This window comes from Nocardia albiluteola, from assembly GCF_018860155.1.
Taxonomy (GTDB): Bacteria; Actinomycetota; Actinomycetes; order Mycobacteriales; family Mycobacteriaceae; genus Nocardia; species Nocardia albiluteola.
Genome location: NZ_JAHKNI010000011.1, coordinates 110,656 through 135,037, shown reverse-complemented (window position 1 = coordinate 135,037; position 24,382 = coordinate 110,656). Strand labels below are relative to the sequence as shown.

25 protein-coding genes and 1 tRNA gene are annotated in these 24,382 nt (G+C 66.8%); 12 read left to right on the top strand and 14 right to left on the bottom strand.

What is annotated here, in order from left to right; genetic code table 11:
• Nucleotides 1–51 precede the first annotated feature (51 nt).
• On the bottom strand, nt 52–1,524 hold the full coding sequence (locus KO481_RS29125) for an AAA family ATPase (protein ID WP_215917502.1): 1,473 nt from the start codon (nt 1,522–1,524) through the stop codon (nt 52–54).
• 373 nt (nt 1,525–1,897) lie between these two features.
• Complete coding sequence (locus tag KO481_RS29120) at nt 1,898–2,941, bottom strand: NAD(P)-dependent alcohol dehydrogenase (protein ID WP_215917503.1); 1,044 nt, start codon at nt 2,939–2,941, stop codon at nt 1,898–1,900.
• Between the two features lie 118 nt (nt 2,942–3,059).
• Here KO481_RS29120 and KO481_RS29115 point away from each other — a divergent pair, with 118 nt between their 5' ends.
• Nucleotides 3,060–3,986, top strand: coding sequence for a helix-turn-helix domain-containing protein (locus tag KO481_RS29115; protein WP_215917504.1), 927 nt, complete (start codon nt 3,060–3,062; stop codon nt 3,984–3,986).
• Between the two features lie 150 nt (nt 3,987–4,136).
• Nucleotides 4,137–4,259 carry a hypothetical protein gene (locus KO481_RS44080; RefSeq protein WP_281066086.1) on the top strand — a complete coding sequence of 41 codons (123 nt, stop codon included), beginning with the start codon at nt 4,137–4,139 and terminating at the stop codon, nt 4,257–4,259.
• A 9-nt stretch (nt 4,260–4,268) separates the two neighbouring features.
• Here KO481_RS44080 and KO481_RS29105 read toward each other — a convergent pair whose 3' ends face one another.
• Together KO481_RS29105 and KO481_RS29100 are read right to left on the bottom strand one after the other, a co-directional pair.
• The gene (locus KO481_RS29105) at nt 4,269–4,625 is read right to left on the bottom strand and encodes a hypothetical protein (RefSeq protein ID WP_215917505.1); all 357 of its coding nucleotides are present in this window, start codon (nt 4,623–4,625) and stop codon (nt 4,269–4,271) included.
• On the bottom strand, nt 4,622–5,446 hold the full coding sequence (locus tag KO481_RS29100; protein WP_215917506.1) for an aldo/keto reductase: 825 nt from the start codon (nt 5,444–5,446) through the stop codon (nt 4,622–4,624). The genes KO481_RS29105 and KO481_RS29100 overlap by 4 nt, the downstream gene beginning before the upstream one ends.
• A 150-nt stretch (nt 5,447–5,596) precedes the next feature.
• Here KO481_RS29100 and KO481_RS29095 point away from each other — a divergent pair, with 150 nt between their 5' ends.
• Nucleotides 5,597–6,253: a TetR/AcrR family transcriptional regulator gene (locus KO481_RS29095; protein WP_215917507.1), complete on the top strand. Its 657-nt coding sequence runs from the start codon at nt 5,597–5,599 to the stop codon at nt 6,251–6,253.
• A gap of 287 nt (nt 6,254–6,540) precedes the next feature.
• On the opposite strand, the gene KO481_RS29090 is transcribed toward KO481_RS29095, so the two are convergent.
• A complete protein-coding gene (locus KO481_RS29090) occupies nt 6,541–6,747 on the bottom strand; it encodes a VOC family protein (RefSeq protein WP_372452147.1) in 207 nt (68 codons plus the stop codon).
• Nucleotides 6,747–6,923 (bottom strand): VOC family protein, encoded by a 177-nt coding sequence (locus KO481_RS43415; protein WP_245401035.1) that lies wholly within the window; start codon nt 6,921–6,923, stop codon nt 6,747–6,749. The genes KO481_RS29090 and KO481_RS43415 overlap by 1 nt, the downstream gene beginning before the upstream one ends.
• A gap of 129 nt (nt 6,924–7,052) precedes the next feature.
• Here KO481_RS43415 and KO481_RS29085 point away from each other — a divergent pair, with 129 nt between their 5' ends.
• A complete protein-coding gene (locus KO481_RS29085; protein ID WP_215917509.1) occupies nt 7,053–7,877 on the top strand; it encodes a MerR family transcriptional regulator in 825 nt (274 codons plus the stop codon).
• Between the two features lie 106 nt (nt 7,878–7,983).
• Here the strand turns inward: KO481_RS29085 and KO481_RS29080 are convergent, their stop codons facing one another.
• Both KO481_RS29080 and KO481_RS29075 read right to left on the bottom strand, forming a co-directional pair.
• Nucleotides 7,984–8,241, bottom strand: coding sequence for an SDR family NAD(P)-dependent oxidoreductase (locus KO481_RS29080; RefSeq protein WP_215917510.1), 258 nt, complete (start codon nt 8,239–8,241; stop codon nt 7,984–7,986).
• Nucleotides 8,238–10,388: a flavin-containing monooxygenase gene (locus tag KO481_RS29075; protein WP_215917511.1), complete on the bottom strand. Its 2,151-nt coding sequence runs from the start codon at nt 10,386–10,388 to the stop codon at nt 8,238–8,240. The genes KO481_RS29080 and KO481_RS29075 overlap by 4 nt, the downstream gene beginning before the upstream one ends.
• A gap of 110 nt (nt 10,389–10,498) precedes the next feature.
• Here KO481_RS29075 and KO481_RS29070 point away from each other — a divergent pair, with 110 nt between their 5' ends.
• The 3 genes from KO481_RS29070 to KO481_RS29060 all read left to right on the top strand — a co-directional run bounded on the left by KO481_RS29070 (nt 10,499) and on the right by KO481_RS29060 (nt 12,789).
• Nucleotides 10,499–11,077 (top strand): TetR family transcriptional regulator, encoded by a 579-nt coding sequence (locus KO481_RS29070; RefSeq protein ID WP_215917512.1) that lies wholly within the window; start codon nt 10,499–10,501, stop codon nt 11,075–11,077.
• 262 nt (nt 11,078–11,339) lie between these two features.
• On the top strand, nt 11,340–11,714 hold the full coding sequence (locus KO481_RS29065; RefSeq protein ID WP_215917513.1) for a VOC family protein: 375 nt from the start codon (nt 11,340–11,342) through the stop codon (nt 11,712–11,714).
• A gap of 82 nt (nt 11,715–11,796) precedes the next feature.
• The gene (locus tag KO481_RS29060) at nt 11,797–12,789 is read left to right on the top strand and encodes a quinone oxidoreductase family protein (protein ID WP_215917514.1); all 993 of its coding nucleotides are present in this window, start codon (nt 11,797–11,799) and stop codon (nt 12,787–12,789) included.
• Nucleotides 12,790–13,290: 501 nt separating this feature from the next.
• Here KO481_RS29060 and KO481_RS29055 read toward each other — a convergent pair.
• Nucleotides 13,291–13,363: transfer RNA gene (locus KO481_RS29055), tRNA-His, on the bottom strand.
• A gap of 54 nt (nt 13,364–13,417) precedes the next feature.
• Nucleotides 13,418–14,053 (bottom strand): oligoribonuclease, encoded by a 636-nt coding sequence (gene orn / locus KO481_RS29050; RefSeq protein ID WP_215917515.1) that lies wholly within the window; start codon nt 14,051–14,053, stop codon nt 13,418–13,420.
• Nucleotides 14,054–14,314: 261 nt separating this feature from the next.
• Here orn and KO481_RS29045 point away from each other — a divergent pair, with 261 nt between their 5' ends.
• Nucleotides 14,315–16,072 carry a helicase HerA-like domain-containing protein gene (locus KO481_RS29045; RefSeq protein WP_215917516.1) on the top strand — a complete coding sequence of 586 codons (1,758 nt, stop codon included), beginning with the start codon at nt 14,315–14,317 and terminating at the stop codon, nt 16,070–16,072.
• Nucleotides 16,073–16,219: 147 nt separating this feature from the next.
• Here the strand turns inward: KO481_RS29045 and KO481_RS29040 are convergent, their stop codons facing one another.
• Entirely contained in the window at nt 16,220–17,158 is a 939-nt protein-coding gene (locus KO481_RS29040; RefSeq protein WP_215917517.1) for an amidohydrolase family protein, read from the bottom strand.
• A gap of 73 nt (nt 17,159–17,231) precedes the next feature.
• On the opposite strand from KO481_RS29040, the gene KO481_RS43410 reads away from it, so the two are divergent.
• Complete coding sequence (locus KO481_RS43410) at nt 17,232–17,696, top strand: MarR family winged helix-turn-helix transcriptional regulator (protein ID WP_215917518.1); 465 nt, start codon at nt 17,232–17,234, stop codon at nt 17,694–17,696.
• A 113-nt stretch (nt 17,697–17,809) separates the two neighbouring features.
• Here KO481_RS43410 and lysA read toward each other — a convergent pair whose 3' ends face one another.
• The gene (gene lysA / locus KO481_RS29030) at nt 17,810–19,153 is read right to left on the bottom strand and encodes a diaminopimelate decarboxylase (RefSeq protein ID WP_215917519.1); all 1,344 of its coding nucleotides are present in this window, start codon (nt 19,151–19,153) and stop codon (nt 17,810–17,812) included.
• A 145-nt stretch (nt 19,154–19,298) separates the two neighbouring features.
• Complete coding sequence (gene cmrA, locus KO481_RS29025) at nt 19,299–20,093, bottom strand: mycolate reductase (RefSeq protein WP_215917520.1); 795 nt, start codon at nt 20,091–20,093, stop codon at nt 19,299–19,301.
• Between the two features lie 471 nt (nt 20,094–20,564).
• Here cmrA and KO481_RS29020 point away from each other — a divergent pair, with 471 nt between their 5' ends.
• The 3 genes from KO481_RS29020 to KO481_RS29010 all read left to right on the top strand — a co-directional run bounded on the left by KO481_RS29020 (nt 20,565) and on the right by KO481_RS29010 (nt 23,706).
• Complete coding sequence (locus KO481_RS29020; RefSeq protein ID WP_308166592.1) at nt 20,565–21,656, top strand: serine hydrolase domain-containing protein; 1,092 nt, start codon at nt 20,565–20,567, stop codon at nt 21,654–21,656.
• A 102-nt stretch (nt 21,657–21,758) separates the two neighbouring features.
• Nucleotides 21,759–23,264: an alpha/beta hydrolase gene (locus KO481_RS29015; RefSeq protein WP_215917521.1), complete on the top strand. Its 1,506-nt coding sequence runs from the start codon at nt 21,759–21,761 to the stop codon at nt 23,262–23,264.
• A gap of 211 nt (nt 23,265–23,475) precedes the next feature.
• Nucleotides 23,476–23,706, top strand: a complete 231-nt coding sequence (locus tag KO481_RS29010; protein WP_215917522.1) for a hypothetical protein — start codon at nt 23,476–23,478, stop codon at nt 23,704–23,706.
• A 34-nt stretch (nt 23,707–23,740) separates the two neighbouring features.
• Here the strand turns inward: KO481_RS29010 and KO481_RS29005 are convergent.
• A partial coding sequence (locus tag KO481_RS29005) for a VOC family protein (RefSeq protein WP_215921658.1) occupies nt 23,741–24,382 on the bottom strand: 642 nt, incomplete at its 5' end.

Genomic DNA, 24,382 nt, shown 5'->3' with positions numbered 1-24,382 from the left:
ATCGTCCTGGCATCGGAGCCTGAACGATCGGCCGTGCTCCATCCGGAGGCATCAGATCTGGCGATAGATGTCATCCAGCCCGATGAGCAGCACATCGCCGGACTCCGCGGCCGCCTGCCGAAGCTCGTCGGTGAAACCCGCGCCCGAGTAGCAAGCGAGACCCGTCGAGGTGGTGTCGTAATGGCCAGCCTCCACCACCAGTTTCCTGATATTCCGGAGTCGTTCGAGGTGACCGATGCCCATCACCTCTTGCAACTTGCATTCGCCCAATGACAGCAGCGGGGGCTTGCCGGTGTCGGCGGCTCCGACCACGACCACGTCGACCTCACGACCGATCTTGTTGGCGGAATCATTTATCACACCGCCACCCACCTTCACCGGCAGCTCGGCGAAGGTTTCCGAATCTGCGTGCAGCAGTGCCCATTCGCGGCAAATCTGTTCGAATCGCGGGCCGAGCGCATTGGCCGAGAACTGACGTTGGCGGGTGGGCCACACACGCCCTGCGGAGCCGGGAGCCTCCAATCGGCTCCACACCGGCCGCATCACGCTGTAGTAGAAGGTGATCAACGGTTCGGCGATCCGGTAGTACGTGCGGTTGCCGCGGAACATATCGTCTTCGTGGGCCAGGAATCCCGCATCCTCCAACACATTCAGCGGGTGCGAGATGTCCGCGGCTGGGCGTCCGATATAGCTGGCGATTCCGCCCCTGGTTGTATTGCCCTGGGCCACAGCGGCCAGCACGGCATGGTAAAGCCCGAGATCGCGGATGTCCGTTTCATCGGCCAAGAGGTACCGGGCTTCCCGGAACAGTGGGCTCTCGGGGTTCAACACCGTTCGGATCACCCAGTCATCGAAGTCGGCCATGTCTTTCGGAGCATCGTCCCGGACGAACTCACGACGATAGGCGGGCGTGCCGCCGACGACTGCATTCAGTCGAAACGCAAGTTGTGGGTCTTCGACGCGCCAAAACTTGGCGGCTTGAATGTGATCCAGCGGTCGAACCACCAATTCCAGCCCGGCTCGCCCGCGCAATGGTGCGGCGCCCGCGAGCAGCTTGCCCATGAACGACATCGCCGAGCCGCACAGCAACAACCGGGTTCGCGAGCTGGTCCGTTCTCGACGTAGCGGTGCCAGTGCCTGCTGGATGATCGATGGCAGCGCAGGATTGGCCTTGGCCAGGTACGGGAACTCGTCGATCACCACTGGGAGCGGCTGTTCACGACCAAGAAGCAACAGTGCATCGACGACCTGAAACCAGTCGGTCGGCTGCACCGGGAGGGGCGCGTTCAGATATTGAGTCAGTGCCGACCCGATCAGGCGTAAGGACTCGGCATCGGTGCTCTCGGTCGCACCGAAATAGAAGCCGCCAGTTGCCTGGCACGCGGCCCGTAGCAGGTAGGTTTTCCCTTGCCGCCGCCGCCCCGAGACCACTCCAAGGGTTGCATCAGGTTGCGTGTCGGTGACGAATCGACCGAGGGCGCCCCACTCGAAGTCTCGGTCGAACATATCCGCTGGCTTGTCCACGCACCCTTCCTACCTGCTAGTTCTTTTACGAACTGTACTTCGTGGAAGTATAGTTCGTAAAGACTGCCGCCGAGTCGCGGATGAGCCGTCCCGGGGTCCCCAGGTGGGTCCGGTTCGGTGGACGGACCGTGCAATGTCGTCCGTGGCGCGGAAAAAACGTCAAATAAGCAGAGGCCCAGGCGAGAGATTCGTCTCTGGCCTGGGCCTCGCAGGGTCCCCGATGTCTCGGTATAAGAACCGCGAAATTCTGGTCGGTGGGCAGCAGATCGTGATCCGGTCGGTCGGGACCGTTGCGCGCTGAGCGCGGTGGTCCGATGAGTGAGCCGCACGGATGAGAATGGTCCGCCGCGGCCCCCGGACCACGGGGTGTCGGTCAGATGGTGGCCGTGTCGATGACGAAGCGGTAGCGAACGTCCGAGTTTTCGACGCGTTCGTATGCCTCGTTGATCCGGCTCGCCTCGATCAGTTCGATCTCCGCGCCCAGGCCGTGCTCGGCGCAGAAGTCGAGCATCTCCTGGGTCTCGGCGATGCCGCCGATCGCGGAGCCGGCGAGGATCTTGGAGCCCCCGAGCAGCGAGAACAGGTTCAGTGAGATGGGCTCCTCGGGGGCGCCCACATTCACCAGCGCGCCGCCGGTCTTCAACAGGCTCAGGTATGCGCCGAAGTTCAGCGGCGCGGACACCGTGGAGAGGATGACGTCGAAGGAACCGGCCAGCTCCTTGAACGTTTCCGGATCGCTGGTGGCGTAGTAGTGGTCGGCGCCCAGCTTCAGGCCGTCGTCCTTCTTACGCAGTGACTGAGACAGGACGGTGACCTCCGCGCCGAGAGCGTGGGCGATCTTGACGGCCATGTGGCCCAGGCCACCCAGGCCGATCACGGCGACCTGTTTGCCGGGGCCGGCGCCCCAGTGCTTGAGCGGGGAATACGTGGTGATGCCTGCGCACAGGAGCGGTGCGGCCACGTCGAGGGGCAGGCCCTCGGGGATGCGGACGGTGAAGGCGTCGGCAACGACGATCTTCTGCGAGTAGCCGCCGTAGGTGGGCTCGCCGTCCTTGCCGACGCCGTTGTACGTCGCTACGTTTCCCCGCACGCAGTGCTGCTCCTGGCCGTTGCGGCACGCCTCGCACACGCGGCAGGAGTCGACCATGCAGCCGACGCCGACGCGGTCGCCGACCTTGAACTTGGTCACGGCCGAACCGACAGCCTCGACGATGCCGGCGATTTCGTGCCCCGGGACCATCGGGAAGATGGCCTCGCCCCAGCCCGCACGGGCCTGGTGGATGTCGGAGTGGCAGATCCCCGCGAACTTGATGTCGATCAGGACGTCGTGCTCGCCGACCGTGCGGCGCTCGATAGTGGTGCGCTCCAGTGGAGCCTTGGCGCTGGGCGCGGCATATGCGGCAACAGTGGTGGTCATGGTGTCCAGCGTCCGCGACGAACCGGCACTCGCCCAGCCCACCGCTTTACGTACGTCCAGTGGTCCTACTACCGACAGGATCAGGCTCGTGGTCGTACGACCGGGAATACTGGAGAACATGAGCGACAACCCCGTCCCGGACGACGCTCGGGCCGGCCGTTCCGACGGCCTGGACCAGCGTGCCGAGCTCAGCGAGTTCCTGCGTACGCGCCGGGCCCGGCTGGACCCGGCCGATGTGGGGATTCCCTGGCATGGGCGGCACCGGCGGGTGCCGGGTCTGCGGCGCGAGGAACTGGCGCAGCTGGCGGGGGTCTCGGTGGCTTACTACACACGGCTGGAGCAGGGCAACGGGCGCAATGTGTCGGCGGAGGTGCTCGACTCGATCGCGCGCGCTCTGCGGCTGACCGACGCCGAGCACGCGCACCTCACTCATCTCGCCAAGCCGAAACAGCTGCGGCGCAAGTATCGGACGCCCAAGCGGCAGCAGGTGCGGGTTACGCTGCAGCAACTGCTGGAGTCGATGGACGGGATGCCCGCGTATGTGGCCGGGGCGCGGTCGGAGATTCTCGCGTGGAACCGCATGGCGGCGGCGCTCTTCGGTGACTGGGGGCAGTTGCCACCCGCTGAACGCAACTGGGCGCGGCTGACATTTCTTTCTCCCGACTATCAGCGGCTGTTCCTCGACTGGGATTCCAAGGCGTCCGACATGGTCAGCTACCTGCGGATGTATGCGGGCCAGCACCCGGACGATCCGGATCTGTCGGCGCTGGTGGGGGAGTTGTCGGTCAAGAGCGAGGAATTCCGGCGGCTGTGGGCCACGCACGACGTGAAGGAGAAGGGGCACGGCCTCAAGCGGATGCGGCACCCTCTGGTCGGCGAGCTGACGCTGGCGTACGAGACGCTGTACCTGCCGGACGACACGGAGCAGTATCTGTGCCTCTACCACGCCGAACCGGGCTCGCCGTCGGCCGAGGCCCTGTGTCTCCTGGCCAGCTGGGGCACGGACGCCGCTCAGGCCCCCACCGAATCAACCCGTCCTTCGTGAGGCTTTTCATCTGGCCGCGATACGCACTCGCCGATGGGATGAGGAGTGGGATATCCCCGTTCTGGACTATGGGCATGCGGTGACGGCGGATGAGATCGATAGCACTGTGCGCGAAGCGATCACCAACACCGAAGCTGATGCTGGATGATCGTGATCGGCGACACTTCGGGTCTGGTCGCCGCTTTCAACTCCGCGGATCCCGAACATGTCGGCGCGCGTGCGGCGCTGCAGCAGGCCGCGCTGACCATCGTCTCACCGCTGGTTGCCCGATGATCTCTAGCTCTAGAAGATCGCGATCGCGGTGATCGTGTGGACGATGCACGCGAACAGCGGCCCGGCGACCATGGCGGGTTCTCGACGCTGGGCTCCGATCGCGGCGTCCGCGGCTTGTGCGATCGCGGCGACGACCAGAACGAGGGCGCCTACCGTGCTGTGTGGGAAGAAGGGCACCGCCCCGGCGAGGATTCCCAGCGGTACCGCTCTGGCCGCATACACCCGCGCGTAGAGGTGCTCTCCCGCAGTGGGATTCGCTTCCCGGCTCATGGCCGACGGGCGCACCGCCGACGCAACGGCGAATCCGACACCGATCAGCGAGAACACGCCGTTCAACACGGTCAGAACGATCATCCCGGCGCTCACGCGCCCTCCCGGGTGCCCTCGGCTTCTCGGTAGGCGCCCGCCGCGATGTTCTCCTCGAGGTGTTCGACACTGCTGGTGCCCGCGATCACGACGGTGACAGGGGAGCGATCGAGCAGCCACGCGAGCCGGGTTTGATCGGCTGTCAGGCCTTTTGCGGTCGGAGGGGTGTCGGTCGCGCCGTAGCCGCGTGGACCCCACGCCAGGTAGGGAATACCGTGCTCTGTGCAGAACTCCAGCGTCGGTGTGTCTTTCTGGTTGCCGTAGCTGAACATGTTCGACACGCTGGCGATGGGTCCGCGGGCGTGTGCGCGGCGGAGTTGGTCGAGCGTGACGTTGGATAGTCCGACGTGCTCGATCCGGCCTTCGGCTCGCATCGCGAGCATGGTGTCGAAGGCGCTGTCGAAGCTCACGCCGTCGTAGGTGTCGTCCTCGTTCATCCATCGCAGGTGCGTGAGCGGGATGGTGTCCACGCCGAGCACCGTCCGGTCGCGGTCGTTGCCCGCCCGCAACTGCTCGGCGCTGTAGTCCGGCTGGGGTGGCTCGCCGTTGTAGGTCGCGCGCGCGCCGGCCTTGGTCGCCAGCACGAGGTCGGCCGGGTAGGGCCGCAATGCTTCGGCGATGAACCGGTTGACGACGTCGTTGCCGTAGTACCAGGCGGTGTCGACCACGCGGACACCGAGTTCGATCGACCTGCGCAGCACCGCCGAGACAGCTTCGGTATCGGTCGGCGTACGCAGCTGCATGGCTCCGAATCCCATGCGGGGCACCGTCTTTCCCGCGAGGGAGATCATCCCTGCGGCTGTCGCATCAATTGCCATCATGCTCTCGATTCGCTCAGATCTGGTCGGCCGCGTTGTCGAGGTCCGCTGCTTCGGGGCACGAACACGAAGTCAGTATTCAATACTGTTAGACTGTATCAAATTTGGGATGAGATTCAATACAGTTGAGCTGTATCGGAGTTTGGGGTGTAGATGACAAGCGAGCAACCACGCCGGGCCTACAACTCCGAGCGCCGCCGCGAAGCGGCGCTCCGCAACCGTGCTGCTGTCCTGCTCGCATGCCGAGAGCTGCTGTTTCGCGACGGTTACCACGCCACGACCATCCGGGGTGTGGCCGAGTGCGCGGGCGTCTCGACCGAAACGGTGTACAAGACCTTCGGTAGCAAGACGAGCATGGTCAAGGCCCTGTGGGACATGACACTGGCCGGAGACGACGAACCGGTGCCGATGGCCGACCGCCCCCAGACACAGCAGATCCGGCACACCGCGGAACCACGCGAAAAGCTCCGGCTCTACGCCGCCTACGTTCGTGGGATCCACGAACGGGTCGCGCAGCTGTGGACCGTGTTGACTCAGGCCGGGCCGGAGATCGGCGAGGTGCTGGAGATCGGGGAGCAGGAACGGCTCACCGCGGTCACCGCGTTCGTCGCGCACCTCGAGGAAGCCGGCGTGCTGGTTCAGGACACGGATCCGAGACTCATGGCAGACGCGCTCTGGGCACTGGCCGGGCCGCAGCTCTATACCCAGCTCACCGTAGAACGGGGCTGGCTACCCGGCATCTACGAGGATTGGCTCGCCGCCACTCTCATCGCCACCCTCCTGTCCCCTGCGCCCTACGGGCAACATTGAGGGGAACGACGTCCGCAACACGAACGCTGTGGAAGGCGTAGCGGTGCGGGTTCGCCGGGCCAGTCGGGCGCGATCGGGGCGTATCCGGCGGCGCGGAAGCGTTCGACCCAGGGTTCCCGGCTGGTGGCGTAGACGAAGCTGCACACGAGGCCGCTCGGCGCAGTGAGGCGAAGGGGGTCTGTGGATCTGGATTTGCGCCTGCTGCGCTACTTCGTGACTGTCGCTGATGAGCGGCGGTCGGCTGCTGGAGCGCGACAGCCGCCATGCGCGGGCCGAAAGTCGCCGCGCTATTCGGATTTCCAGGTGACCAGATCGAAGTCGTTGCCCTCGGGGTCGGCGAAGGTGGTGTACTGGGCCTTTGGCAGCTTGGTCTCGTTGAGCGCCTTGGCGCCCAGCCCGGTCAGCCGCTCGATTTCCTGGGCGTACTGCTCTGTGATCAGGATCGGGCGGAGCGTGTTGTTCACGGCCTCGAGCTCGGGGACCGGGTGGAAGATCAGTCGGGGCCGCTCGCTGGGGCAGTGGCGTCGACAGCCATGTCGCCGGTGACCGCACCCGGGCTGACCGGGCGACCCAGGACCTTTCCCCAAAAGTCCGCGAGGGAAACGGGGTCGACGCAATCGAAGTTCAACGCCGCGAATTCCAGACTGACCGCGGGGGCAGATGCGTTCATGGACTGTTCCTTTCGATGGAGGCCGCCGTCGCGGCCGGCTGGTTACACCGTCGTCGGTCCCCGTGCCGGAGGGTCAACAGCGGCGCTGGAGCTTGACCCTCCCCTTGGGGGAGGGCACATACTGGGCCGATGCCTGCCGCGCTGACCATCGGCGACTTCTCCCGCGCCACCCACCTGAGCGTCAAGACACTGCGCCACTACCACGGTGTCGGGCTGCTGTCACCCGCCGAGGTGGACGCGGATACCGGATATCGCTGGTACACAACCGAACAGATCCCCACGGCCCAGGTCATCCGCCGTTTCCGGAACTTGAACATGCCGCTGGACCACATTCGAGCCGTGCTCACGGCTCCCGACCTGCGGACCCGAAACGAACTCATCGCCGCGCACCTCGCCAGCCTCGAACAGAACCTGGCTCGTACGCAGTCCGCGGTGGCGTCGTTACGCGATCTGCTCGCGGGCCCGTCCGACTCCGCGCCCGTGCGCCACCGCCGCGTGGGTGCGAGGATGACCGCGGCTGTCACCGCGGTCGTCACGATGGCCGACCTGCCGCCCTGGTACCTGGGTGCGCTGGGCGAACTGCACGCCACCCTCGGAGCCAAGGGTCTAGCTGCCACCGGCCCGGCGGGCGGGATCTTCGCCGGTGAGCTGTTCACCGAAGAGTACGGGCAGGCAACGGTTTTCGTCCCGACTGAGACCGAGGTTCCGCGGCTCGGGCGGATCGAGTCGCTCGTCGTTCCGGCCGCCGAACTCGCGGTGATCGAGCATCCCGGCTCCCTGGCCGATGTCGACCGCGCCTACGGCAGGCTGGCCGCCTACGTGGCCGACCACGAACTGCACCTGGACGGACCGATCCGCGAGTACTACCTCGTCGACCGCCAGGTGACCGCAGACGAGAAGCAGTGGCGGACCGAAGTCTGCTGGCCGATCTTCAGCACCGGCGCGACCTCCTGAACGGGCAGGGCCCCGGCTATTGCGTAATGGGAAAACTTCCCTCCCAAGGAGTCACCGGTCCCTCGAACTCGGTGGTGTGATCAAGGTGAGGCGGCCGGAGAAGGTGTCATAGCTGTAGCCCGAGACTCGGATGCGACCCGAAGCCGTTGGGGAGCGTGCTCGCCGTGTCATCCGAGCGCACGTCGAGCTCCACCGTGCGCAGATCGAGCCCTTCGCTGTCGGCGAGGGCGCGCAGTTCCCGGCCGTGCTCGTCCCCGGGATCGAGCATGCTCGCGTAGCCGGTGTGCCCGGCCTGGGCCAGCCGGCGCGCGGTCAGGTTGCCGATCCCGGTCGCGGCGCCGGTGACGAGGACGGTCGAGGTCATCGCAACGACCTTGCCCGGTGGGCGATCTCCGCCGGGTCCGGTGGCGCGGCCGGATAGATGTCGACATCGAAGAATCGAGCGAATGGCAGTGTTGCCAGCGTCTCCATGGCTCGCCGCTCATCGGTGGCGATGAGCTCGAGGAAGGTTGCCCGCCGGGCGGGGGAGACGTAGTGGGCGCCAATCCTTCCCTCCGAGCGCAGCACCTCCAGTTGTTTCTGCTCGTCTTCTCTCAGCGCGGCGAATTCGGCGAAGTCCGTGTCATTCCGAAGGGTTCCTACCGCCATGAACGTTTGTGTCGCAGCGGGATGTGGGGTGGTGGGCATGGTCTGTCCTTTCGTGATGGTGATGTCGCGGTCGATGTGGTGGGCGGCCCAGTCCTCGATGGCGGAGAGGTAGCCGATCGGTCCGCCGCCGTACTGTGCGCCCGCGAGCGACGGCTTTGCGGCGTCGCGTTTGCCTTCGTTGTTGTAATAGCTTGGGGTGCACTCCATTTCGTAGGTCGAACGATCGATACGCATTCGGGTCATCTCCTCGGCCCACCGCTGCTCGGCCTCGACCGTGACCTCCGCGAACGCAACGTCGGCGCGCAGGAAGCGCGCAACCAGTGCGGCGACGTGGTCGGCCTGGCGGGAGGCGACGTGCGGGAGGTTGGTGGAGATGGCGGCTTGCTCGACGCCACCGATGAGGAAGAGGTTGGGAAAGCGGCTGGTCATCATGCCGTGCAGACTGCGCATGCCGTGCTGCCAATGTTCGGCCAGCGAGATACCGCCCCGCCCGGTCAGCCGATAACCGCCCGCCTTGTAGGTGTGGGCGATCGCGTCGAATCCGGTGCTGTAGATGATCAGATCGACGTCGTACTCCACCCCGTCGACGACCACCGCGTGCTCGGTGAGGTGGTCCACCCCGCGCCCGTCGGTATCGACCAGCGTGACGTTGTCGTTGTTGAACGCCGGGAAATAGTCGTCGCTGAACAGCGGTCGCTTACAGAAGTAGTCGTACCAGGGCTTCAGTGATTCGGCCGTACTCGCGTCCGCGACGATGTCGGTCACCCGCCGGCGGATTTCCTCCATCTTCTCGAAGTCGACTGCCTGCACTCGGGCGAAGTCGGGGACTTCGCCCGGGCCGTTCATGGCCGCGGAGACGCGTCGACCCATGCGGGTGGCTTCGTCGTCGATGAGATCCACGACCGGCCTGCCCGACATCGTCTCGACGAAGTTGTCCATGCGTTTGCGTTGCCAGCCGGGCTCGAGGCCGCGGAACCAGTCCGGGTCGGTCGGCCGGTTGTTGCGGGCGTTCACGATTGCCGGTGTGCGCTGGAACAGATAGACGTGCTGCGCGCTCGCGGCCAGGTGCGGAAGGATCTGAATGCTGCTCGCGCCGGTGCCGATCAATGCGACCCGCTTGTCCGACAGTTTGTCGAGGTTCCCGTGCCAATCGCCACCGGTAGTGCCGTAGTCCCAGCGGCTCGAGTGGAACGACTGCCCCTGGAATTTCTCGATTCCCTTGATACCCGGCAACTTTGCCCGGCTCAACGGGCCCGTCCCGATCGTGATGAACCGGGCGTGGATCGTATCGTGGCGGTCGGTGCTCGCCACCCAGCGCGAAAGTTCTTCGCTCCACGCGACATCGGTGACGGTCGTGCCGAGCAGCGCACGCGAATAGAGATCGTAGTGACGCCCGATCGCGCGGGCGTGCTCGAGCATTTCCGGGCCGCCCGCGTACTTCTCGGTCGGCACGGTGCCGACCTCTTCCAGCAGCGGCATGTAGATGTATGACTCGATATCGCAGCGCACGCCCGGATACCGATTCCAGTACCAGACGCCGCCGAAGTCACCGGCCTGATCCACGATCAGGAAATCGGTGGCTCCCGACTTGTGCAGGTGCACCGCCATCTGCAGGCCCGACCAGCCCCCACCCAGGACGAGTGTGTCCACGTCGGCCACCTGGGGCGCACGGGACCGTCCGCCGGGGCTGGATTCCAGATACGGATCGGCCGCGAAATCCGCGTAGTCCCCGCTGACATCCAGATACTGTGCGTCGCCGTCGGGCCGGAGCCGTTTGTCCCGCTCGGCCCGATATTTCTGCCGCAGCTCCACGGGATCGAACCTGCTCGGCGCGCCCGTGTCCATGCTCGTCGTATCGCTCATATCTACTCTCGGTCCAGCTGATGTCACGTCGTGACATCAGAGTAGACCTGATGTCACGACGTGACAAGGGCAAGGTAGGAGCCATGCGAGGGGCTGGGTACGATACGGCCATGCCTCGTTGGGAACTCGGCAGCGAAGATCGGCTCAAGCGGGCCGCCCTGGAACTCTTCGACGAGAAAGGGTTCGAGGACACGAGCGTCGTTCAGATCGCGAAGCGGGCCGGTGTCACGACCCGCACCTTCTTCCGGTACTTCTCCGACAAGCGTGATGTGCTGTTCGCCGAATCGGACCAGTTACGTGCGGCGTTGGTCGAAGTGATTCGCCAGGCGCCCGATGTCGGCAATCCGCTCCATGTAGTCATCGGCACCCTGGTGGAATTCGACTGGGAATCTTTGGGACGAGACGTCCAGCGCCGACGGCAGGCAGTGATCTCGGCGAATCCGGAACTGCTGGAACGCGATCTGATCAAACACGACGACATCGCGCGCGCGTTCACCGACGCACTGCGGCAACGGGGGATCGAAACCGATATCGCGAGACTGGCCGCCCGCGTTGGCATTCCGGTGTTCTTCGCGGCCTACGAACAATGGCTCGAGGCCGGAAACGACGTCGAGCTGGGCTCGATCACCGAGAAGTTGATGTCGGATCTGGAGTCGCTCGTTCCCAACCATGGGCGACCAATTCGGTAGTCCCGCGCAGTGCTTGGAAATCGTTGTAGTACAACGGCTTCTGCCCGGTCACACTAGGCTGTCTCGTTCTTGTCGACCTGGTCGAGGTAGAAGCGCACCGAGGCGATGCGATCATCGCGACGGCGGCCGGGATCGAAACGTTCACAGCCCCTCCTCTGAGGGGAGGGTTGGGGCGAGGGGCGGGTGTTGACCCTCCCGTCAGGGCACCGGCGACGGTGGATTCAGTCGGCCGCGACGGCCGTATCCACCGGAAGGAACCATCGTGAACGCAACCAGTCTCACCGTGATGGCTTTGACCATCGATTGCGCGGATCCCGCTGCCCTGGCGGAGTTTTGGGGGAAGGTCCTCGACCGCCCCGTCAGCCCGGGAGCGACCCTCGAGAACGCGCAGCTCACCGCCACCGACCCGGAGCGCGGGCCCCGGCTGTTCTTCCAGCGGGTCCCCGAGCCCAAGACGGTCAAGAACAGGCTCCATCTCGACATGGTCACCGAACACTACGAGACCGAGATCGAGCGGCTGACCGGCCTGGGCGCCAAATCGCTCGACAAGGTCGAGGTTCCCGGGGCCCGCTGGACCACCTTCGCCGACCCGGAGGGCAACGAGTTCGACCTGCTGACCTTTCAGGGCAGCGAGTAGTCGCTTGCCCGGCGCTCGACCCGACCATCGCAGTCGCGACGGCGGCAATCACCAATCATATTGAACACAAAAGGATTTGATCATGACTATCGATATCGAGCAGATGGACGCGATCGTCGTGCAGGCCTACGGGTCGCCGGCGCAGGCGCTGAGCTACCGTTCCGAACCGGTGCCGCAGCCGGGCCCGGGTGAGGTGCTCGTCGAGGTACGCGCCGCCGCGGTGAACCCCTTCGACGTCGTCATCGCCTCGGGCAAGCTCGGCACGCCGGTGCCGGTGATTCCCGGCGGAGATTTCGCCGGTGTCATCGTCTCCGACGGCGACCGCGTCGGTGAGGAGGTGTGGGGCAGTGGGTGGTCAACGGGCGTCGAGCTGGGGTTGACACGCCCGGGCACGCACGCCCGCTACGTCGCCCTTCCCGAGAAGGTGCTCTCCCGCAAGCCCGCCCGCCTGACAATGAGCCAGTCCGCTGCCGTCGGCCGCTCTCACCTCGCGGCCTGGCACACGGTGATCAACACCATGCAACTCCTGCCGGGCGAGACCATCCTGATCACCGGCGGCGCGGGCATGATCGGCCAAGCCGCCACCGAGATCGCCCGGTGGCGCGGCGCGACGCCGATCGTCGCCGCCCGGCGCAAACCCGATGGCGTCGAGCACTTCATCGACACCACCTCGACCGACATCTCCGAGGCGGTACTCGAGCTGACCGACGGCCGTGGCGCAGACTTGGTACTGGACGTCGTCGGCGGCGAGTTGTTCGAACCCGCCCTGCACAGCCTGCGGTTCGGCGGTCGGATGGCCGCAACCTTCAACAACCTTTCGCGTGTCGAGTTCAACCCGGGAGAGGAGATCGTCAACAAACAGCTGCACCTGTCGGGGATCGCCAGCCTGTTCTGGGACCCGGCGGACATCGCGGCCATCTTCGACCAGCTCGCCGCGCTGTTCGACCACGGCCTACTCAGCCCGCCGCCCGTGAAGACATGGCCCTTGGCGCAAGCCGTCGAGGCCTACGAGACCGTCGCGGACGGGTCGGCCGGAATCAAGCAGGTTCTGCTGCCCGGCGGCGACGCCGCATAACGAACGCAACGGGAAGCACCCTTCGGGTGGGCACCTATACCGGTGCCCACCTCTTGGCCATTCAGCCAACCATGGTCAACAGGCAGAACGCTTTTGGGTGGGCGCACCCATGGACCGCCTGCGACATGGAAGACCCCGAGCGGACTGATGCTGCCAGAATCGGTGCGGCCTAGTGCGGCCGGACGTTCCGGGCTGCGCGGGGCACTGAGTTCGCGCACATTCAACCTGAGGTCCTACCGAAAGCGGGTAGCCACGGCGACCGTGGAGGAGAAGGGTATCGACGCGGCCGGGCTTTAGCTGAACCACGTGCTGGGTTCGCGAGTGACCGCCGACCATTACGTCGAGAAGCCGCGGGACGTGCTGGACAACCGGGAGGTGCTCAATGTCTACGTCGCATGATGACTTGGAAGAACTGCGCTCAGAATTTGGTAAGAACTTGGAAAAAGCTCGAGTAGCAGTTCGGCCCAGGCAAGAGGCGATGCTCTGGCCTGGGCCGATGAGGGTGGCTGACGGGACTCGAACCCGCGACACCCAGGATCACAACCTGGTGCTCTACCAGCTGAACTACAGCCACCATTTGCCGGAATAACCGGCGCGGTAGATATTAGCGTGTCGGGCGGCCGGGGACCTAATCGGTGCCCTGGGCTGGGGTTTTACCGTCGTCGGCGGGGCCGAGCTGGGCGGCCACGGCCGCGATTTCCGCGGTGGACGGGCCGGGAGCGGGGACGAACGCGGTGCGGCGGTAGTACTCCAGTTCGCGGATGGATTCCTTGATATCGGCCAGGGCGCGGTGGGTCAGGCCCTTCTCGGGCTGGCCGAAGTAGATGCGGGGGTACCAGCGGCGGCACAGTTCCTTGATCGAGCTGACGTCGATCATGCGGTAGTGCAGGTGGGCGTCCAGGGCGGGCATGTCGCGGGCGAGGAAGCCGCGGTCGGTGGCGATGGAGTTGCCGGCCAGCGGGACCGTGCCCGCGGTGGGCGCGTACTTGGTGATGTAGTCCATGACCTGTTGTTCCGCTTCGGCCATGGTGACTGTGGAGCGGCGCACCTCCTCGGTCAGACCCGAGCGTGCGTGCATCTCCCGCACGACCGGTGGCATCGCGGCCAGCGCGTCGTCGTCGGCGTGGATGACGATGTCCACGCCCTCACCGAGGATGTTGAGATCGCTGTCGGTGACGAGGGCGGCCACCTCGATCAGCCTGTCGCTGTCCAGCCGCAGGCCGGTCATCTCGCAATCCATCCACACCACAAGTTTGTCGGACACCTGGGTCACAGTAGTGCGCTGAGCAATTGTTTTGTCCGCTGCCCGCTGGATTCGCCGCGCTCGGCGCGATCGCTGTCGGGTGCGACCTCCGATAGGCGGCGGTGTTCTTGCCACTAGTGATGGTCGCGACACAATTGCTGCTGAGTGGCATCGGCCCGCTGTCAGGTCGTCGGCGATATGGTTTCCACAGATCGAGCGCGTGAATTCAGGTAAATGCAACGTTGGCGGCCAGTTAGCAGAGCGGCAGACGGAGGAGCGGCGATGACGACACCGGCGGAGAAGGCGGCGGCCGCGCGCGAGGCGGCCCAGGAGGCGGCGCGCGTCGCGGCGGAGGCGGCGGCCGTGGCCGAAGCCGCCGAGCGGGAGGCGGCACAGGCGCAGGTGGCACCGGATTCATCTGCGGAGTCGGCTTCGGGCAGCTCTGCCGCGGGCGCGACCGCCGCGAATGCCGATGCGGGCGGCACCGTTTCGGAGTCAGCGACCGAAAGTGCCTCGGCTGGTATCGGTTCCGATGCCGCCCGGGAGATTGCCGCCGGATACGCCTTCGAGGGCGCGGCCCTGGAACTCGGCGCGGTGCTGATCGACGGCACGGTGGACTCCGCTGCGCGCGTGCGGATTCCGATGAAGACGATGAACCGGCACGGGCTCATCGCGGGCGCCACGGGTACCGGTAAGACCAAGACCCTGCAGGGAATCGCCGAACAACTCTCGGCCGCAGGGGTTCCGGTGGTGCTGGCCGATGTGAAGGGCGATCTGTCCGGGCTGGCGCAGCCGGGCGTAGCCAGCGACAAGATCGTCGCGCGGGCCACGGAAACCGGTGACGCCGACTGGCAGCCGAGCGGGTTCCCGACGGAATTCGTCTCCCTCGGCACCGAGGGCATCGGCGTGCCGATCCGGGCCACCATCACCTCGTTCGGGCCGGTGCTGCTCAGTAAGGTGCTGGGACTCAACGAGACTCAGGAGTCCACGCTCGGACTGATCTTCCACTGGGCCGACAAGCAGGGGCTGGCGCTGCTGGATCTGAAGGATCTGCGCGCGGTGATCCAGCATCTGACGAGCCCTGAGGGCAAGGTGGATCTGCAGGGCATCGGCGGTGTTTCGGCGGCGACGGCCGGGGTGATCCTGCGGGCGCTGGTCAACCTCGAGGCCGAGGGTGGCGACACCTTCTTCGGTGAGCCGGAACTGGATCCGGCCGATCTGCTGCGCACGGCGGGTGGTCAGGGCGTGATCACGCTGTTCGAGCTGGGCGCGCAGGCGGCCCGCCCGGTCCTGTTCTCCACCTTCCTGATGTGGGTGCTGGCCGACCTGTTCCAGACGCTGCCCGAGATCGGGGACATGGACAAACCCAAGCTGGTGTTCATCTTCGACGAGGCGCACCTGCTGTTCAACGGCGCGTCCAAGGCGTTCCTGGAGCAGGTCGAGCAGACGGTGAAGCTGATCCGCTCCAAGGGGGTCGGCGTGTTCTTCTGCACCCAACTGCCCACCGACATCCCGAATCCCGTTCTCTCGCAGTTGGGTGCGCGCATCCAGCATGCGCTGCGCGCCTTCACCCCCGACGATCAGAAGGCGTTGTCCAAGACGGTGCGCACCTATCCCAAGACCGCGACCTACGACCTGGAGAAGGCGTTGATCTCGCTCGGGATCGGCGAGGCGGTCGTGACGGTGCTGTCCGAGCAGGGCGCGCCCACCCCGGTCGCCTGGGCGCGACTGCGCCCGCCGCGCTCGCTGATGGACACCATCGGCGACGACGCGATCCGATCCCGCGCCCAGTCCAGCACGCTGTTCGCCACGTACGGCCGGACCATCGATCGCGAGTCGGCCTACGAGATCCTGACCGCGAAAGTGGAAGCGGCGCAACCGGAGTCGGATTCGCCCCCGACCGTCCGCCCCGCGCCCGCCGAGAAGTCCGCCGCCGAGCGCATCATGGACAACCCGGCGGTCAAGAACTTCATCCGTTCCGCCGCGACAGTCGCGGGCAGGGAGATCAGCCGCAGCCTTTTCGGTACCCGAAAGCGCTGAGTCGCAACAGTTTTCTCGTCAGCCGTGGGCATGGAGCCCGGTCGGCATGTCCCGCAGCGCCGGGATCGGTTGAAGCCGTGCGCTTTTCGACCTCGCTGGGACGGTAGTTGCCTGCGGCCGAAAGGTGCACGTGCAGCGTGAGATCCGTCAGGAAGCGAGTCGCGGGAACAGAATCTCCGCGTTGCCGCGGTTGACGGCGTGCAACTGTCCCTCGGGCCACTCGTGGGTATCGAGGTAGTTGTCGAAATACCCGACGGCCGGGCTGGGCGCGAAGGGCCAGTCGCTGCCGTAGAGGATGTGGCTCGGATCGGCGAACGCCTGTAATGCGGGCAGCGCGGTGGGGCTGCCCGACAGCGCCGTGTCGAAGTAGAAGCGGCGCAACTCGGTCAGTATGCCCTCGGGCGAGCCGCCGGAGCCCACTACGCCCGCGGTGACGGCGACCCGGTGCGCGAGGTAGGGGAGGGCCCCGCCGGCGTGCGACAGAATGACCTTCATATTCGGATACCGCGTCAGCACCCCGGCCATGGCCATGTCCACGGCCGTGCGGGTGGTGTCGAACGGGAAGTCGACGATGGGGCCGGGTGTGCCCGGCAGCATCGGCAACGCCATCTCATTGGGGTGGACGAAGACGACCGCGCCGCGCGCGTCGAGCTCGGCCCATAGCGGCTCGAAGGCCGGATCGCCGAGGTATCGGCCGCGGGCGTTGGCCATCAGCACCACGCCGTCGGCGCGCAGGGTGTCCAGCGCATAGACGGCCTCGGCGGCGGCGCCGTCGACATCCGGCAGCGGCAGGCTGGCGAACAGGCCGAAGCGGGCCGGCCGGTCCTTGACCACCTCGGCGGTGAATTCGTTGTTGGCGCGGGACAATTCGCGTGATTTCGCATCGTCGCCGAAGTGCGTGCCGGGCGCGCTGACGGACAGGATGCCGGTGGCGATGCCCAGCTTGTCCATCGCCTCCACCGCGCTGTCGGCCGACCAGGACGGCAGCGGCCAGCCCGCGGCCGTGAGGTTCTGGTCGGTGAGGGACTTGCCGTAGCTCGGCGGCAATACGTGCTGGTGAACGTCGATGCGTGCGGAATCGATCATTGGTTGACTCCTTCGAGCGGATCGTCGCGCAAGTATTTAGCTTGCTAACTATTGTGATGCTAGGCTAGCACTCGTGGTCACCGCGGACAAGGACGGCATCGAGGAGCTGGCGCGCGCTGTCGACGCGCTGTTCCTGGCCATGCGTCAGGTGCGCTCGGCCGCCGCCCCCCAGGATCGACTATCGGTCTCGCAGCAGGCGATGCTCGAACCGCTGCTGGACGAATCCGGCCAGGCGGTCGAGGCGCAGCCGGTCGGGGCGCTGGCCGCGGCCGCCGGCGTGAGCATGCCGACCGCGACGCGCATGCTCAAACAGCTCGAGGGCCGGGGCGTGATCACCCGTACTCGCGCGGCGCAGGATGAGCGGCGCGTCCTGATCGAACTGACTCCGCTCGGTCATGAGCAGATGGCCGAGCTACGCACCCAGCGCCGCGACGCGCAGCGGTATGGCCTGGCCGAATTCGACGACGAGGAGCGCGCGGAATTCGCCGCGTATCTTCGCCGCCTCACCCGCGTCATCAAAAGCCGCGGGTTGCACTGATTCCCGGGTGCTCGGCAGACGCCGAATCCCGCCGGTGGAACCGCATCCGTTCCTGGGCCTTGGAACGGATACGGATCGACCGGCGGGATCGGACCTGGAAAATGAGGGAGCGATCAGCCCAGGTCGCGGACCAGCATGTCGGCCGGGGTCTCCCGCCGGACCAGTTCGCTGCAACGCCCGTCGCGGACAGAGATGATCGGCGGGCGCCCGACACCGTTGTACGACGAGGCCAGGCTGTGGTGATACGCGCCGGTGCACGGGATAGCCAGCACCTCGCCCGGGCGTAGGTCGGCGGGCAGGCTGACGTCGGCGGCGAGGATATCGCCCGCCTCGCAGTACCGTCCGGCTACCGTCGCGGTCATGTGCGGTCCGGTGGGGTGCCGGTTGGCCACGACCGCCTCGTAGCGGGCGCCGTAGAGCGCCACGCGCGGATTGTCGTTCATGCCGCCGTCGGCGATGACGAACGTCCGCCCGCCCTCGATGTGTTTGACCGTCATCACGCGGTACAGCGTGACGCCCGCACGGGCGACGATGGCCCGGCCCGGCTCGAGCGAGATTCGCGGGCGCGCAAAGTGATTCAGTGCGCACGCGGCGTCGAGGGCGTCTTCGACGATGTCGGCGAGCTCGGCCAGGTTCATTTCCGAATCGCCGCAGCGGTAGGCCACCGCGTGCCCGCCGCCGAGGTCGAGTTGGGGCAGGGTGATGCCGTATTCCCGTTCCACGCGGGCCATTTCGGCGATCAGGCGGCGTACCGCCTCGCCGTAGTAATCGGGGTCGTGGATCTGTGAGCCGAGATGGCAGTGGAAGCCCACCAATTCGAGCATCGGCTGGCGGATCACGCGATCGATCGCCTCGATCGCGGCCGCGCTCCCGAGCGGGAACCCGAACTTCTGGTCGATCACGCCGGTCCGCACCGCGGGGTGGCCGTGCACGTCGATGTCGGGGGACAGCCGCAGCAGCACCTGCTGGCGCCGGGGCGCCACGGCCGCGAGCAGCGTGACCTCGGTGAGCGAGTCGATCACGATCCGGCCCACGCCCGCGTTGACCGCGGCCTCCAGCTCCGAGAACGGTTTTCCGCTGCCGTGCAGCACGATTCGCGCCGGATCCACGCCCGCGGCCAGCGCCACGGCGAGCTCGCCGGCCGAGCACACGTCCACCGACAGGCCCTCCTGGCTGACCCAGGATGCCACCGACTTGGTCAGCAGAGCCTTTGCCGCATAGATGATTTCGGCATCCCGAAAGTACTTGCGGTACAACTGGCAGCGGCGGCGCACCTCGGTCTCGTCCAGCACGTAGGTCGGGGTGCCGTATTGATCGGCGATGTCGGCCAGGGCCACCCCACCCACGGTGATCCGGCTGAGGTCGTCGTAGTGCGTCTCGCACGGCCAGACGGTCGCGTCCAGGCGCGGGGACATCATTCCCGACCGCAGCGACGGGAAGATCTCGAGCAGCGTCACGACTTCTCCTGTAGGTTCCCCGCTTTCTCCTGAGACTGCGGGGGTCATTTACAGGACTACGCCGATCTCACTTCACCCGATCCGGTCGTAACGCGCCCTTGACCCGGGACCGCCCGATCTTGACGCGGTGCTGACGCCGGTGTGATCAGCCTCCCATTTTCTTGTAGAAGGCGCCCACGATGGGTGCGGTCAGCGCCCGCGGCGAGTACTGGCCCGCGACGCTCATACCCTTGCTGATCAGGCCCGGAACCACCCGCATCTTGTTGCGGACGAGAGCGTCGATCGACAGTTTCGCGGTGTACGCGGCCGTGACCCAGATGAAGTCGGGCACCTTGGCGCCGACCTCCTCCTGGTCCGGGTTGTCGGTCCGGACCGGGCCGGGCGCCAGCAGCGTCACGTGCACGCCGCTGCCGGTCAGCTCGCCGCGCAGCGATTCGGAGAAGCTGTTGGTGAAAGCCTTGGTGGCCGCGTATGTGGCGTTGTTCGGGATGGGCATGTTGCCCGCCGCCGACCCGGTGATCAGGATGCCGCCGCCACCGCGCGAGATCATGCCGGGCAGCACCGCCAGGGTCAGATCGTGCACGGCGACCGCGTTGAGCTCCATCACCGACCGTTCGAAGTCCAGGTCGAGCTCGGCGACCGGCCCGAACGTGGCGACCCCGGCGTTGTTGCACAGGATCGCGATGTCGCGGGAGGAGAGCTCGGCCGCCAGCGGGGCCCGCTGCTCGCGATCGGACAGATCCACCGCCCGCACCTCGGCGGTGACGCCGTACCGCTCGGTCAGCCGCTGCGCCAGCTCGCCGAGCAGGTCCCCGCGGCGCGCGACCAGGATCACCGAGTAGCCGCGCCGGGCCAGTTCCTCGGCCAGCGCGGTCCCGATACCCGAGGAGGCCCCGGTGACGACGGCGCGATTATCTGAGGTAGGGGCAGGAATGCTCACGACCGAGCCTCGCTGGCGCTCGGCTCGGTCGTGCGCATGGCACGCTGGCTCATCGGTTCGCTCCGCTCACGTATCGATCCTCGCTGGCGCTCGGCTCGGTCGTGCGCATGGCACGCTGGCTCATCGGTTCGCTCCGCTTCGCTCCGCTCACGTACCGGGAGCCTACCGGGTGTTCCCGGACCTGCCGTCCCTCACGCCCGCGCGAATCGGGCATCGGGACCGTGGCGGTGCGGGTGGTGCTGGCACCACCCGCGCTCGTGCGCCGGCCGTACCCCGGATTCGGGTGCTGCTCCCCTGGGGGCGGTGGCGTGTGGCTCATAGGCTCGAAAACGGTCCGGTGATCATTCTGGTCACAGGCGGGTTGGAGAGGGAAATGACTTGGGTGAGAGTGGGTTTCGGCGTGCTCTGGGTGCGGCGGCGGTACTGGGGGTGGCGATGTGGGCAGTGGCCGCATGCGGCGGCGACCGGGCCGTGAGGCCGACTGCCGATCCGGGGGATGCGGGACGGGCACAGATAGTGCGGGCGCTGGATGCGGTGACCGCGCACGGGCTGCCGGGGGCGCAGGTGGTGATCACCGGGCCGGGAGTGGACTGGACAGCCGGCTCGGGTGTGGGCGATCTCGGCAGTCGCGCGCCGTTCCCCGTCCAATCGGAGGTCCGGATCGGCAGCAATACCAAGACCTTCGTCTCGACGGTGCTGCTGCAGTTGGCGGCCGAGCACAAGGTCGATCTCGACGCGCCGGTGGAACGCTATCTGCCGGGTGTGATCCGGGGGAACGGCAACGACGGCGCCCGCATTACGATACGAGAGTTGTTGCAGCACAGCAGCGGCCTGCCGGAGTATCTGACACCCGAGGATCCGTCGAACCCGCAGCCGCCGAATCCCGCTCAGGTGCAACTGAGTCCGGCGACCATGCGGCAGCACCACACCCCTCGGGAGATGCTTGCCAACGCCCTGACCATGCCGCCGCAGTTCGAGCCCGGCGCGAAATCGGTGTACACCAACACCAACTATCTGGTGGCGGGCATGGTGATCGAGCGGGTGACGGGGCAGTCGACCGCGGCCGAGATCGACCGGAGAATCATCGCGCCGCTGGGGCTGCACGGAACCTACTTCCCGGGCGACGGTGATACCGGAATCCGTGATCCGCATCCGCGCGGATATTTCACCGTCGACGGTAAGCCGGTCGACGTCACCGAGTTCGATACCTCGTGGGCGGGTGCGGCGGGCGCCATGATCTCCACCGGAGCCGATCTGAATCGATTCTTCACCGCCCTGCTCAACGGAAAGCTGCTGCCCGCGGCCCAATTGGCCCAGATGCAGCGAACCCGGCCGAACGATCGGCTGCCCGGAGGGTATGGGCTCGGGCTGGCTCGTCTGCCGGTGTCCTGCGGTGCGCAGGTATGGGGCCACGGCGGTGACGTTCCGGGCTTCGAGACCATGGACGGCGTCCGTGCCGACGGCCGAGCGGTGACCGTGACGGTCAATGGAACTCCCTCGGATGAGCAGGGCTACGACACGGTTACCAAGGCATTCGACACCGCGATATGCGCGGGGGCCTGACCGCTACTCCAGCGGGATCCCGACCAGTACTCCAGCGGGATCTCGCGCAATGCCCGGCGGGATCACGATGAGTAGCCAGCAAGCCGAGCGAAACGAGATTCGATGAGAAGACCAGGTAGGGGGACGTTCGTCTGCGCGCTGACGGCGGCCATGCTCGCCGGCGTCGGGGTAGCGGCCGCGGTCCCCGAACCGGCCGTCGCCCCCGCAGGGCTGGAGCGGTTCTATCAGCAACGGCCGCAGTGGAAGCCATGCGACGAACCCGATCTTGCCAAGGCGGCTGCGCAGTGCGCCGACATTACGGTCCCGCTGAATTACGCCGAGCCGCAGGGGCAGACGATCACGGTGGCGATCGATCGCCTGCCTGCGACCGATCCCGCGCACCGGCGCGGGATCATGCTGTCCAATCCGGGCGGTCCCGGCGGCCCGGGCCTGGGCTTCGGCCTGGAATACGGTGCGGCGCTGGCCCCGGACGTGCGCGCCCGATACGACCTGATCGATATGGATCCGCGCGGTATCGGCCGATCGACGCCGGTGGACTGCGGATGGCCGATCGGCTTCGGGCTGCAGTCCGCGGGGGAGAGCCGGTTGAGCTTCGGCGAATCCGTTGCCACACATGCGGACCTGGCGGCGCGATGCGTTGCCGCCGAGCACGGCAAACTGCCGTACATCACCACGCGCAATAGCGCCCGCGATATGGACGTGATCCGGGCCGCGCTGGGGGAGAACAGGATCAGCTACTACGGCGTCTCCTACGGCACCTATCTGGGGGCGGTGTATGCGCAGCTGTTCCCCGAGCGCGTCGATCGGCTCGTGCTGGACAGCGCGGTCGACCCGCAGCGGTACGGCATCGGCATGATCCAGGACATGACCGCGCCCAACGAGGCGGCATTCGAGGCATGGACCGTCTGGACCGCCGCGCGTGACGACCGATATCACCTGGGCGCCACGGCTTCCGCGGTACGCGCAACGGTGACCGGACTGATCGACCGGTCCGCCCGGGATCCCATCCGGATCGGTTCCTATCGGGTGGACGACCACTGGATGCCGGTGGTGCTGTTCGGAGGCCTGGACAATCCGCTCCACTACGACGTGCTGGCAGGGGAGATTCAGCAGCTCGCCGCCGCGGCGGCGGGACAACCCGTGCGGCCCGCCGGGGACCTCGACCAGGCCCTGTCGCACATGCTCACGGCCCCGGCGCCGGGCGGTTACGGCCAGGACTTCGTCCTGTGCGGCGACGTCGCCGCGCCCCGGAACCCGCTCTGGTACTGGCACAATATCGAGGCGAGCCGGGCCACCGCACCGGTCTTCGGCGCCTTCACCAACAACCTCACGACCTGCGCCTTCTGGCCCAGGCCGATCGAGCCGCCGACCGCGGTGCACAACGCGGTGCCCGCGCTGATCGTGCAGTCCACCGGCGACACCCGCACCGCGTACTCCGAAGGTGTTGCCCTGCACCGCGATATGACAGCCTCCCGCCTGATCACCCTGCAGGGCGTCGCCATCCACGGCATACTGGGCCGCTACCCGGATCGGTGCGTGGAGTCCGCCATCAACGCCTACTACCGCGACGGCGTCCTGCCCGCCGCCGACAGCACCTGCACCGGCTGATTCGGCTGCGACATGTGCGTACCTCCGCATCCGCTCCGGCCGTGCGCGGTCCAAGGGCGGCTTCGCCGACAGCGCCGATCAGGCCGCGGCGAACCGGATCTCGAGCCCGCCCGTCGCGACCGGGTCCGCCTCCCTCCACATCTGTTCGGTAAGGGCGAGGTCGGCGACACCGATCACCAGGGCCTGAACCTCGTCGACGGGACCCTCGACGATGCCGGGACGATTCGCGGGCCGAACCGACGATGTGGGCTACCGGGTGGCCGACGCCGCGGAGACCGTCGGAGAAGGCCTCATCGAACGAGCGGGTCACGGAAATACGAAGGCGAACAAGATAATCCGGCACACCGTCGCCCAGGTGGAGCATACGGCGATCCGCTGGAGCAAGGAATTGGGCGACAGGGCCATCCAACTCGGCGAGCAGCTCACCGAACGTCGCCGGTGAGCGGTATCGGCGGTCTGCCGCCCCGAGACACCGCCTAGCGGGGACGGGGTTCGTAGAAGGCTATGCCCCAGTTCAGGTGTCCGTGCCAGACGCTGGCGATCCGGCCGCCCTGCACCGCGGCCTTGGGCTCGCCGACCGGGCCGCCCGCGGCGTGCACTGCGGCGACCGTGGCGTCGAGATCGGTTGTGCCGAAGGCAATTCCGGGAAGGCTGGCGGGTTTGCCCGACCCGACCACCTCGAGTACCGCCGCGCCGGCGCGATAGAAGGCCATCTCCGGGCCTGCGGGGCCGCGGGGGTGGAAACGGCGCCGTGGTTCGGCGCCGAGGACGGAATTGAGTGCCGTAATCGCGTCGTCGAGATCGGGCACCCAGTACACGACGTGATCGATGAAGCTCACCGCGTTGGGGTGCGGGGCGTCGGCGTCACCGGCACCCTGGTCGGCGGCGTGGGGCAGCAGCTCGGGAATGTCCAGGGCGGCGGGATCGGCGGAAGTGCCGTCGAAGCCCCAGCTGGGTGCCGTATTCACCGTGCACTCGATCTCGCCGATCCGGAAGCGCCCGTCGGCGATCGCGAAACCCAGTGCCGCCCAGGATTTTTCCTCGCCCGGCAGGCCGAGGCGGGTCAGGGCGGCGCTCACGACTCCACCTCGCTGGCGCTCGGCTCCGTCGTGCCCGGG

Coding starts and splice junctions, on each gene's coding strand:
- KO481_RS29100 (WP_215917506.1), bottom strand. CDS start 5,446: ATGATGGCAATTGATGCGACAGCCGCAGGGATGATCTCCCTCGCGGGA.
- KO481_RS29070 (WP_215917512.1), top strand. CDS start 10,499: ATGCCTCGTTGGGAACTCGGCAGCGAAGATCGGCTCAAGCGGGCCGCC.
- KO481_RS29115 (WP_215917504.1), top strand. CDS start 3,060: ATGAGCGACAACCCCGTCCCGGACGACGCTCGGGCCGGCCGTTCCGAC.
- KO481_RS29075 (WP_215917511.1), bottom strand. CDS start 10,388: ATGAGCGATACGACGAGCATGGACACGGGCGCGCCGAGCAGGTTCGAT.
- KO481_RS29085 (WP_215917509.1), top strand. CDS start 7,053: ATGCCTGCCGCGCTGACCATCGGCGACTTCTCCCGCGCCACCCACCTG.
- KO481_RS29095 (WP_215917507.1), top strand. CDS start 5,597: ATGACAAGCGAGCAACCACGCCGGGCCTACAACTCCGAGCGCCGCCGC.
- KO481_RS29060 (WP_215917514.1), top strand. CDS start 11,797: ATGACTATCGATATCGAGCAGATGGACGCGATCGTCGTGCAGGCCTAC.
- KO481_RS43415 (WP_245401035.1), bottom strand. CDS start 6,923: ATGAACGCATCTGCCCCCGCGGTCAGTCTGGAATTCGCGGCGTTGAAC.
- KO481_RS29010 (WP_215917522.1), top strand. CDS start 23,476: ATGCCGGGACGATTCGCGGGCCGAACCGACGATGTGGGCTACCGGGTG.
- KO481_RS29120 (WP_215917503.1), bottom strand. CDS start 2,941: ATGACCACCACTGTTGCCGCATATGCCGCGCCCAGCGCCAAGGCTCCA.
- KO481_RS29045 (WP_215917516.1), top strand. CDS start 14,315: ATGACGACACCGGCGGAGAAGGCGGCGGCCGCGCGCGAGGCGGCCCAG.
- KO481_RS29015 (WP_215917521.1), top strand. CDS start 21,759: ATGAGAAGACCAGGTAGGGGGACGTTCGTCTGCGCGCTGACGGCGGCC.
- KO481_RS29040 (WP_215917517.1), bottom strand. CDS start 17,158: ATGATCGATTCCGCACGCATCGACGTTCACCAGCACGTATTGCCGCCG.
- KO481_RS29080 (WP_215917510.1), bottom strand. CDS start 8,241: ATGACCTCGACCGTCCTCGTCACCGGCGCCGCGACCGGGATCGGCAAC.